10 protein-coding genes are annotated in these 11735 nt (G+C 35.4%); all 10 read right to left on the bottom strand.

All coding sequences use genetic code 11. From position 1 onward, the window contains the following. Nucleotides 1–153: 153 nt before the first annotated feature. Entirely contained in the window at nucleotides 154–1272 is a 1119-nt protein-coding gene (locus RVS70_RS01615; RefSeq protein WP_121605668.1) for an MGDG synthase family glycosyltransferase, read from the bottom strand. 41 nt (nucleotides 1273–1313) lie between these two features. Next, a complete protein-coding gene (locus tag RVS70_RS01610) occupies nucleotides 1314–1862 on the bottom strand; it encodes a YkoP family protein (protein WP_228089009.1) in 549 nt (182 codons plus the stop codon). Between the two features lie 100 nt (nucleotides 1863–1962). After that, on the bottom strand, nucleotides 1963–3447 hold the full coding sequence (locus RVS70_RS01605; RefSeq protein WP_228089008.1) for an alkaline phosphatase family protein: 1485 nt from the start codon (nucleotides 3445–3447) through the stop codon (nucleotides 1963–1965). A gap of 407 nt (nucleotides 3448–3854) precedes the next feature. Then, nucleotides 3855–4427 carry a DUF624 domain-containing protein gene (locus RVS70_RS01600; protein WP_226983666.1) on the bottom strand — a complete coding sequence of 191 codons (573 nt, stop codon included), beginning with the start codon at nucleotides 4425–4427 and terminating at the stop codon, nucleotides 3855–3857. A 31-nt stretch (nucleotides 4428–4458) separates the two neighbouring features. After that, nucleotides 4459–5283 carry a carbohydrate ABC transporter permease gene (locus tag RVS70_RS01595; RefSeq protein WP_121605669.1) on the bottom strand — a complete coding sequence of 275 codons (825 nt, stop codon included), beginning with the start codon at nucleotides 5281–5283 and terminating at the stop codon, nucleotides 4459–4461. Beyond that, nucleotides 5280–6170, bottom strand: a complete 891-nt coding sequence (locus RVS70_RS01590) for a carbohydrate ABC transporter permease (RefSeq protein WP_121605670.1) — start codon at nucleotides 6168–6170, stop codon at nucleotides 5280–5282. Before RVS70_RS01590 ends, RVS70_RS01595 begins: the two co-directional genes overlap by 4 nt. A gap of 25 nt (nucleotides 6171–6195) precedes the next feature. After that, entirely contained in the window at nucleotides 6196–7503 is a 1308-nt protein-coding gene (locus tag RVS70_RS01585; protein WP_121605671.1) for an extracellular solute-binding protein, read from the bottom strand. Nucleotides 7504–7687: 184 nt separating this feature from the next. Beyond that, nucleotides 7688–9184 (bottom strand): response regulator, encoded by a 1497-nt coding sequence (locus RVS70_RS01580; RefSeq protein ID WP_121605672.1) that lies wholly within the window; start codon nucleotides 9182–9184, stop codon nucleotides 7688–7690. Beyond that, nucleotides 9181–10926, bottom strand: coding sequence for a sensor histidine kinase (locus RVS70_RS01575; protein ID WP_162986481.1), 1746 nt, complete (start codon nucleotides 10924–10926; stop codon nucleotides 9181–9183). The genes RVS70_RS01580 and RVS70_RS01575 overlap by 4 nt, the downstream gene beginning before the upstream one ends. A 392-nt stretch (nucleotides 10927–11318) precedes the next feature. Beyond that, the gene (locus tag RVS70_RS01570) at nucleotides 11319–11513 is read right to left on the bottom strand and encodes a hypothetical protein (RefSeq protein ID WP_321132417.1); all 195 of its coding nucleotides are present in this window, start codon (nucleotides 11511–11513) and stop codon (nucleotides 11319–11321) included. Nucleotides 11514–11735: the final 222 nt, after the last annotated feature.

Raw genomic sequence — 11735 nt, 5'->3', positions numbered from 1 at the left:
TTAGTTGAGGCCGTGCCCACGGAAAGCGAAGTAATTAGTCGGAGCATTGCCAATATACATCAAACATTTCAAAATAACTACTTCGCTTAACGCAGTCATTGCACTGATTTTATACTTTCTTAACTTATAAAAAAGTCAACAGCCTTTATTTGGCTATTGACTTTGATTCATCACTTGTTGAATAAGTGCTCCAATTGATTGCGTCGATAAATTTTGATGATATCGATTTACATTTTCTGTATACCGATTTTTCTTTTGCGTATCCAGAAAAAATTGATTTATTTGTTCCTCCAATGGTTCTTTATTTAAGTCGATAGGATTTACCAATCCAAGCTGTATGAGCTCCTGCAAATTGATTTGTTCCTGACCTGGTAAAGCATGATAAACAAAAATTGGCTTCCGTTTCATCAAGCATTCACTAATTGTTACACCGCCTGGCTTTGTTAAAACAGCGTCAACCTCATTATACAATTTGTTCATCTGCGCTTTAGATTCGATATAAGGGATAGGTGTAATATTTGAATTATTTTGCTTGCTTAACGTTTGATACAATTGTTCGTTCGTTCCACAAAGTACATAGAGATGCATCTTTTTCGGCAAATGCTTATCTGATAATAGTTCATCCATACCACAACTCCCTAAACTTCCGCCTGTAATGAGTAATGCTTGTTTTTTCTCCTTTAAAGAAAATTCCTCTCGAAATACAGGATGAACGGGTATCCCAGTGATAAATATACGCTCTGCTTTCACACCTAATTTAAGTAAGAATTTCTTTACAGAGGCGGTAGGTACGAAATGATAATCAATACCTTTTATCCCCCATAATCGATTCACAAAAAAATCTGTATACGCATTAACCGTAACTGCTTGTAGCTTATTTTCTTGTTTTAGGACACTTACGATACTCGAAGGCAGGGCATGGGTTAAAAAGACAATTTCTGGATTTTCCTCTTTCACAAGTTTGTTTAAAAAAGGGCGGAATAGTAATTCATAATGGCGGTGCCTTTTCCTTTTCGACATATTTCTACAGGCAAGTAATGTATATAGTCGATCATATACGCCTGGAAATCGTTTTATCCAGCTAATATACGTTGAGGTTACTATCTTTTCTAAACTCCCATAACTATAAGATAATAATTCAACTTTGTTCGTTCGCTTGTTATTATTATAATGTAATAAATCCGTTATGAGCGTATCTGCAACATGATGATGGCCACTTGGCATTTGCAGAAAAGGTAGAAATAACGCATCTGATTGTTTAGGTTTATCCATGTTTTTAGCCCCGTCCTTAATTTCAAAAAAACAATATTGTGTTAACCCTCAAGATAGTATTTATCCATTATCTTGTTTTTTGACATGAATAGATAAACAGGCTCAGCATCTTTTTTTGTTGTCAACATATTAATTGGCATTAAAGTTATCCTTTTAAAGTAACGATAAAATCTATTTTTTAATGCGCTTTTTTCAAACCCCAATCGTTCTGCTCCTCGATACAAACTTGTGATTCCTATAACTGCCTTTATATCCGCTGCTTTTGGGTGTGCATGAACATACATTGCTAAGTTTGGCATGGCTTGTTTAATACTGTGATAAATAAATACTGCACGTTTAATATCATTAGGAAATGCATTTAATTCCTTTATTAGTTTTACATTGTGAAGGTGAATCTTTAGTAATAAGTCATTTTTTCGTAGAACTGTTCCATCTTCGAGCACGACTTTTCCACCTTTATATCTAGTGAGCCGAACCCGAAGCATCGTTCTACGCTGATTATTATCTGATATATAGGATAATCGGGAACAAGCAAAATAAATTGGATCAATACTGTCCCAGACACCTAATAGATAGCTTCTCATTGTCATATTCTTTCCACTCCATAAAATTTCTCCTACTTATTTTGTAGCTATAAAGAAATATTATAAACGGAATTTTTTGGTGAAATCTACAGAACGAATTGGTATTTTATTCATTTAATTGTTCTTGAATAACCCTAAATATAAATTCCTTTAGATCTATTATCCGCGGTGTAATGGGCTGTTCATTCGTCCCAGCTATTATTAAGGGGACAATTGACTCCTGCTTATGTAAGGATCCATGAGCAGCTCCGCTTAAGTGAAAAGGAGTAGACTGAGCTTTAAATTCACATCCTGGTTTTGCATTTACAACAAGGAATTGTCCAGGATGAGAATATAAAGCCCCATGCAATCGAGCTAATGCATCTGGAAAATCATTATAAACGATATGATTTTCTATCCATTTCAAATCCAATAATTCATGATTTCCTACTATCCACCATGATTGATTAAACTCATCTACATATTTCCCATTAGGTCTAAAGTATAATGTCCCTTCTTTCATCCCAGATTCCACACGAATACAATCATTTTCCTTCCATGCAATGATATCAATTCGCTTATCGTGTTTAAGTTTTTCAACAATTGTCCCGATGTTTACATGATCCAACATATATACATAAGCCATTCGCTGGTTAACACAAATCGCTAGTTCATCTTTTTTATGAACTGCACGTTGAATTCGAACTATTCGATAGTTATTTAAAAGCTTACGCAAATCAATAATATAGTCACGGTACTTCGTTCCTGTTGCGGAATGACCATTATCTCCAATAATCATCCAAATATTGCTATTTACTGCTTCTTCCCAACTATCAAACATATTCAACATTTTTTGAATTTGACGATCAATTTTAATAATACCTTTTATATCCATAGGTCCTTTAAAATGAATACGCGCATCCATATCTTGAAATATACAAAAAGTAAATGCTGGAAGTTTCTGTTTATGAATAAGGTACCGAAGCTCTCGTGCCATATATTTATAATTTCCAGCTGCTAGTTGTGCTGTGAACCCCACAGGGCGAAGTTTCGAAAAGAGTCCTAATGAAAAGATTGAAGGTACTTTCATGGTCCATTTTCCATCCTCAAAATAAGTGAATGTACGAAGAAATTTTGGGATTTTTAATTGCTGTAATTTATTTCCTCGATACACAAAAGAATTGATAGACGCTGAAGATAAACCGATTCGAGCTAATTCTTCATAAATAGTTGAGACCTTTTCACTCAAATGTACATTATTTAAATTATAAAGCATATGATGAATGGACTTTTTCATTCCCATACGAAACGTTTCTCTAAACCCTGTACCATAGTTGACAAATTGATTCTGTTCCGTATCAAACCAATTCAAACCTGGAATATGATGCTTATCTGCATATGTTCCGGTTAAAAGGCTGCTATCAATGGTTACTGACATGGTCGGAAACGATGTTACCATATTAGCAATATAACGACCTTGCTCCATTAAAAATTTTAAAGCTGGTGCACGTCCAGTCTGCATGGCAATTTCTAATGGCTGAGGCATTAATGAATCAATATTTAATAATATGACAGGTTTAGGTATTGATACAACATGATTATCGATTTCCACCACATCCCAAAATTCGTATTAATAACCGAAGCTAATTTTAATGTAAACAACTACAAGATTAATATACATCCCCAATAAAAAGGCAGCCATATGAAAATGGAGCTGCCCCGAAAGACAGCTCTCTTTGTATAGAAGTATACTTCCTTCTCATGTTCAACGATTCAGCTTTAGGAACAAAAGAAGCGCTCGATTAGAAACGTAGCGACTGGAGCGAGTCAACGGAGATAAAGGAATCACAGTGAGCTTGCGAGTCGTCATGACTTAGATTAGGGCGATTGTGAAGTTACCTCGTTTCTGGGCACTGGAGCTAGACATGGCTCAACACGCCCCTATTTAACCACATGGGCAAATGTTATAATTTCCTAGACAACAAAAAAGCAATGTATTTAAGCGTAGCATACGTCTTATTACACTATACTTGATTTAACTTTACCTAGCTTTACGGTTAAATAAACGGGGAAGCTGATTCCAAAAAAGAAAGAAAGTCCTGGGAGGAAACGAATTGTTACTATCATCCCTATAAAAATCATCATATAAATTACATTTTCTCTTGGATGTAAAAACAGAAGAGAAAACGACCGTTTTATTTGTAGAATCGCTTGTCGTTCCAGATCTGCATATTGAAAGAAATGAATAATACTTAAAGTGATTAATCCTAACATTCCAAGCACTGCCAGCTTTACAAGACTATATTCCCTATCCACAATCAAAAGGTTAGAACTTATTATTACCAACATGGCTTGCCAAATCAGTCCCGCTTTATTTAAAAGAATAAATGAAGAAAAATACTCGTTACGAAATGATCGAAACACTTCCCCAGTTGAAACATTGTTTTGCATCTTCCATACAGAGAATAATGCATAGGTAGCAGGAAATATTCCAAAAATGATTAACCCACAAGTAGTAAATAAAAGCCATAATAGCTGTAAATACGCAAACCAGTATAATTTTTGTATAAATAAAGCATACCTTTCTATCATGATATTCACATCTAACACCACCATTCTATATCTAACCTTTTACTGATCCAGCAACCATTCCTTTCATAATTTGCTCTTGGAAAATGAGATACATGACAATTGTAGGGATGACTGAAATTGTCATTGCGGCCATTGTCAATGCATAATCCGTACTGAATCCATCTGAAAAAATGGATAAGCTTAATGGCAATGTTTTTAATGTACTATCATTAATAAATACTAGAGCAAAAACAAATTCATTCCAATATCTTAAAAACGATAGAATAGCTACGGTTGAAAGTGCAGGAACACTCAAAGGAAGCATAATTCGAAAGAAAACCCCCCAATAACCGTTTCCATCGATAACAGCTGCCTCCTCTAATTCCTTTGGTATTGAACTCATGTATGCAACTGTTAAAAAGATGGCAATAGGTAATTCAAAGGCAGTATACGGCAAAATTAATGCCCAATACGTATCCAGTAATCCTATTTGATCCATCATAGTAAACAACGGGACTAGCGTACTATGAATAGGTATTAACATTCCCAGTAAAAAGAAAACCATTAAAAATGCTTTTAATTTGAACGTGAATCTGGATAAAACATAGGCAGTTAGTGCGCCAAGAAAAACAGTTAATGCCGTTGCAGTAATTGTAACAATAGTTGAATTCATCATTGCTGTTCCTAAATCAGCAACTTCCCAAGCTCTCGTAAAGTTTTCAAAGGAGAAATTGGTAGGAAAAGAGTGAGGTCGGGCAAAAAATTCTTTGTTTGTCTTGAAAGCACTAGTGATTAGCCAATATAAAGGGTAAATCATCATTAAGGAAAAAACTGCTAAAAATAAAATTCTTATTCCTTTAAAAAGATGGAATTTCATCGAATAGTCATCCCCTCATTCTTTCTCTTCATTAACACCTGACTTATACCAATTAAGATAAGGCTTAATAGAATTATCATCGTACTTACTGCAGAACCGTATCCGTAGCGGTACACAAGGAATGTATTATTATACATATACGTTGCTAATATTTCTGTGGATTCTGCTGGTCCACCACCTGTCATGACAAATACTTGATCGAATGCCTTTAAACTACCTGAAATACACAAGACGACAGCTACTTTAATTGTTGTCCACATATTGGGTAAGATAATGTAGATCAGTTTTTTCCATCCAGATGCTCCGTCAATCATAGCAGCCTCCTCCATCTCAGAAGGTATATTCTGAATAGCTGCAATAAAAATAATTAAATAGGGTCCAATATAATTCCAAATGATAGGAACAGCAACTGCATACATATTTACAGAAGGATCTGCTAGCCAAGCTTTTGTCCACGACTCTAAACCAACGGCACGTAATACGGTATTAATAACACCTATTTCTGGATCATAAATGTATCCCCAAATCAGACCTACTACTACTGTGGAGATAACCATTGGTAAAAAAACAGCTGACCGTACAAATATTTGAAACCAGTTACTTTTACGAAGCATTAACGCTAAAGCTAATGCAATCGGTACTTGGCCAAAAACAGATGCGGCAACAATTATCAGATTATTCTTGAGAGAACGCCAAAATACAGGGCTTTGCATCACATCAATATAGTTTTGCAAGCCAATATACGTGGCATCCCCTAATCCAGACCATTCAAAAAACCCGTAGTAGGATGACCAAAATATTGGAATAATAACAAAAAAAGAATAAAGTAAAAGGGCTGGAAGTAAAGTAATTACCAACAAACCCTTTAACTTTAAATTAGATTGCATAACTGTCCCCCCTTTGCTCGATTCATTAATTAGAAGACTGTGCTTTTTGTATTGATTCAGCTACCTTCTCTGGATCTCCTCCTAACATAATTTCTTGTAATCCATTATTAACGGCTTCTCCAGCCTCTGAAGTTAGGTACAGATCATATACAGGGGCAAATTCAACTTCACGAATTAAATTAAATGCTTCAAAAAATAACGGGTTAACATTCTCTTTATCAATGTCTACATCATACATAACCATTGAATTACTTTCAGCTATTTCTTTCTGGGCATCTGCATTACTCAATTTATAAATAAGCTTTAATGCAGCTTGCTTATCTTCTCCTTTTGTCTCACTGCTAAGTAAGAAACCACCACCAGGTCCACCAGTAATTGTATTTCCTGATCCTTTACCACCCTCAATGCCTGGGACAACGGATACACCAATATTAGTTAAAACTTGTTCAGATTGAGAAGCACCTAGACTACTTAATGTCCAAGCGCCATTAATCATCATAGCTGCTTTTCCTTGCGCAAAATACTGTTCAGCCTGCGTATTATCCATACTATTTGCTCCATCTGAATAAGCTCCATTATCAACTAGCTCCTTAAAACGATGTAACGCATCGATGAATATCGGATCTGTAAATGAGGCATCTTCCTGCTCCACCGCATCTAAAAACCAATTTGTTCCTGTAACACGATCAGCTATAGCACCAAAGGTAGTTGATTGAGCTACCCAAGGAGCCTTATTCCCCATAGCAATTGGTGTGATACCTTTATCGTTAAACACTTTTATTACTTGAACAAATTCTGCCCATGTTTCTGGAACCTCTAAATTATTCGCTGTGAACAAATCTTTGTTATAATACAAAAAGGATGTAGCAGACATTGCAATTGGCGCAGAATATAATTCTCCATCATACTTGTAAGGTTCTAACGCGCCTTCTAAAAATGAATTTTTCCATTCCGGATTTTCCTCAAATAAGGATGTAATAGGCTGAATAAGCTCACCATTATAAAATTCATCGGTAAAACTACCTGCATATGTCAAGAATATATCTGGAAGTTCATTCGCAGCAGCAACTGTGCTTATTCGTTGGCGATACCCATCTACTGGGATTGCTTGCTCATCAACTTCAATCGTGGGATTCTCTTCTTCAAAATTAGCAATCATATTTCGCACTTTTCGGGCTCGTAAATCATCTCCAGCAAAGTTATGCCATATGGAAATAGAAATCTTTCCATCAGCTGCAGAACGTTTTGTCGCTTTACTATCTCCATTCCCTATACAAGCTGTTAAAATGAACATCATGATGATTCCTAGAAAGGCAATCTTTATTTTTCTCATCTTATCCCCCCTTTTGATTATTATGTATAGTTTAAAATAGCGCTTTCATATAGATAAGGGGGATGAATACCAGATTAGGGGTGAAAAATCAAAGTGTTTTAAATTTACTCTAATAATTAACCGATCTTCCTTAATCATTTCGATATGGATTGGTCAAAGAAACTACTATCTAGAGATAATAAGCTTATCTATCATGTTTGCGCCGATACTGGGTAGGGGTGTAGCCATACTTCTTTTTAAATTGTTTTGTAAAATATTTTCGATCATTATATCCCACACGTTTTGCTATATGATTAATAGCTATGGAAGAATGTTGTAAAAATTCCGTAGCCTTTTTCATACGAAGCTCCGTTAAAAGTCCAATATAGGATCTTCCAGTTCTTTTTCTAATTAACTCACTTAAGTAATTTGGGTGAATTTGAATGTGATTTGCGACATCATTCAGGGAAATAGCTTGACCTAAGTGTTTATCTATATAATAAATGGTTTCCTCTACATAGTTTGCATGTTTTTGGTAATGGGTTTGAAAGTCCGTTAGTAATATTTGGAACAATGCAAATAAAATCGGAATAGGTTGTTTGAACCATTCTGATGCTGAAGGTATCGCTCGATAATTTTCCATACGTCCAGCCATCTGATCTACATACTTTATAACTTCCATATAGAGATTTTGTACATAAAACTGAATGGAATCCGGTGTTGCTTGCGGATGTGAAAATAACCCATGTACTATTTCTCTAATCCATTCTTCTAATTTACTCTTGTCTCCCATCTTTATAAGTGAAATAACATGTTGCAAATTCTCCTCCATCGTATCATCACATACGATTCCTTTTCTTTGACGAATGTGTTCCACTTGAATAAGCTTACAGTCCACTAGAATCCATTGGAACAGTTGTAGAGATGTTATCTCACTATATAGTTCTCGTATGCTTGATAAGGTTGTTACTACCTCACTTGCCAATATCGGTTTATGGAACAATGCATTCACTTTCTTTATTGCCATCTGTAATAAATAATCATCTGCCAAATAGGGATCTCGCTTTACCACTATCAGTAATGCATTTTCATGTGTGAACCACTTTCCAAATAAATAACTATTCCACAAGGCCTCATATTTCCTTAACGTTTCTAGTTCTAGCTCTATATCCATATATAAAAGCTGAAAAGGTGGATGAGCCAGCTCAGGAATAACATCAACTACATCCATTAACTCGTGATAGTCCAATCCCTCGGCTATTAATTTTTCAAGTTTCATACGATTTAATTGCTCTTGTTCTGACTCTTTCCATTGACTATATTCTTTATCCTTCTCCAATCTTTTCTTTGCTCGTTTAACTGCTGTTATGATCTCTTCTGGACTACTGGTTTTTAATAAATAATCACAAACATCTTGACGAATCGCTTCCTGAATGAAATGAAAATCATCGTATCCAGTGAGTAAAATACTCTCTATTTGATATTCATTTTCACCTAAATAAGCTACAAGCTCCAAACCATTCATGTCATTCATCTGAATATCTGTAATTAGAATATCTGGTTTTTCATCGTCCAAGCGTTCAATTACCTCTTCAGCTGATGCGGCTGGTCTTAATAGGGTTAAACCATAGTCATTCCATGGGATGACATTTGCCATTCCTTCTCTTATAATAATCTCATCATCTGCGATTAGTACTCTCATAGCATTCCCCCCTCCTTTATCGGAATAACAAACTCAACGATTGTTCCTTGCATTTCTTTACTATCTATTCGTAAGCCACTTTCTTTTCCATAATGTAACAGGAGTCGCAAATTCACATTACGAATTCCATAATTAGTGCCAATAAGAGCTTCTGTCTCTTGATCATGTAAAAACTGATGTTTAATTTCTTGCAGTTTTGCACTTGTCATTCCAGCACCATTGTCAATAATTGAAAAGTGGATAAAATTCCCTTGTATTTGTACATGAACAGATATTTTACCAAAGTGATTAGGAAGTGGAAAAAATCCATGTTTAATACTATTTTCAATTAATGGCTGCAGAACAAGTTTTAGCATTTTATGCTGTTTCAAGTCGTTGGAAATTTCTAAGTCTATGGAAAACCTATTTGGAAAACGGATCTTTTTAATTTCTATGTAATGGAGCAAGTGACCGATTTCTTGTTCAACGGTACAATACTCATTTCCCTTATTTAAACTAAACCGTAACAATGTACTTAATGAAGAAACCATCTTTGAGATATCATGCGCCTTGGAACTTAACGCAATCCAATGAATTGCAGCTAATGTATTGTATAGAAAATGAGGATTAACCTGAGATTGCAAAGCCTTCATATCCAATTCCCGCTTTAGTGCTTCGCTTTTCTGAACCTGATTCATTAACTTGGCAATCCGCTGATTTAATTGATTATAACTACCTATTAATTCACCAATCTCATTATTTGCGTCATTATTAATTGTTTTAATTGTTTCACCCGGGTTCACTGTTTGAATGGAATTAGTTAGTGTAGTTAACGGTTTAAATACTTTTGATACAAAAAATATAACGAGACCTGCTACAAGAAGGATGGCAATCACAACGGAATAGATGGTTAACCATAAAAAATACCGATTCTGAGAACTGTATTCTCTTGATGGGACGAGGCTAATTATGTGCCATCCCACCTTCCCAATCTCTTCCGTAAATACAGTTACCTCTTCCTCTTCTGCAAGGAAAGAAAAGCGTTCTTTATTATTTTGATCCAATAATAAAGTAAGTTTATCTAGATTAATTTTTTCTTTTATATTTGTTTGACTTTGCGCTAATACATTTCCATCATTTAGAATAAAGACCGATGTACTCCACTCTGAATCTCCTGAGCTTAAATATTCCTCAACTACCCGTTGATTGAGACTAATCGATAAATAACCAATCCGTTCGAAATCTCCTGTACTACGAATAGGGCGAGTCAACGTTATCATGTCCTTATTGCCGTCTACCGTTTTGTTAACCTTACGATAGGACCACCATTTACCATTAGGAATTTGTTTAATATCAATACCTGCATTCGTATCCATCACCAGATTTGTGGATATTGGTGAATTACCATTTATCGGGTAAATGATAATATCATTAATATATCTTTTCGAAAAAGCCAAATTCGATAAGAACCCATAAATATCACGTTGTGGATATATTGGATCTCCTTCCACTTGTAAATACGCTTGCACTGCTTGATTACCAATTAAAAATACTGACATATTTTCAACATCATTTACAATAAATTCAATAGAATCCTGAATCTGCTCCAAGGAACTTTCACCTGAAATGGCTGCTCGTTCCTTTGATACCTTTACTGTCGTATAATACGAAACTAATCCTAAAACACATATTGGTACTAATACTACGATTAAAATAAAAAGTATAAGTTGATTCTTAATTGAACGGCGAAACCAGTTTTTCATTCCTAGCATTCCTTACCCGATTTGCAGATTACTCAGACAACGTGAATTATTATAGTTTTCTGAATTAATCGTATATTTAATATAACACCTTATTTCGTTTAGTACAAACCCGTACGACGAACTTTTTATAGATTTTAGCTTAAGCACAAAGACAGAAACACTCGGTAAGCGACTAAGTACTGAACCACTTCGCATGAGATGAGCGGGTTGGTGTTAACTTTCGCGACGAAAACAGGGAAGTCTATTAGTAGCTGAGCACTGTAACAGAAAGTTAACACGGCTTTTCTTTTTTACTTGAATACATAAGAAAAACGGAGCAAAATTCGCTCAGTCCTTATCACTAAATGCTCAGATTTACGCTTCCTCTAGTAGCTATTATGGAATAATAGCTACTACTTGACCACCACTCCGGCTGCCCACTTCCCTTTCCGTGGGGTTTGTCCTTCAGCTAACTTTTTTAGCAAAACCCGCTCAAAAAAGTGGATCTTCAGGTCAAACATTTCCCACAGGAGTTGAAGTGGCAAGCCTTCGCTATTATCAGGCTCTACAACGCTAGCATGAAGTAACACAGCTGCTTTTATACTCACGGATAGCGATTTTTTGTAAAAAAAGTCAACCTATTACTTATGACAAGAATTGTTGCACCTTCTCATAGCGGAGACTAATTACGTAGACTCCTGCGGGAATTGCGCGAGCCGAAAATCCACTTTGCAACGTGTTCTTCTTTGCAAAGTTAGTTGAGGCCGTGCCCACGGAAAGCGAAGTAATTAGTCGGAGCATTGCCAATATACATCAAACATTTCAAAATA

The sequence above is a fragment of the Virgibacillus sp. M23 genome, from assembly GCF_034190895.1.
GTDB lineage: Bacteria > Bacillota > Bacilli > Bacillales > Amphibacillaceae > Virgibacillus > Virgibacillus salarius.
This window is presented reverse-complemented; position numbering and strand designations above follow the sequence as displayed.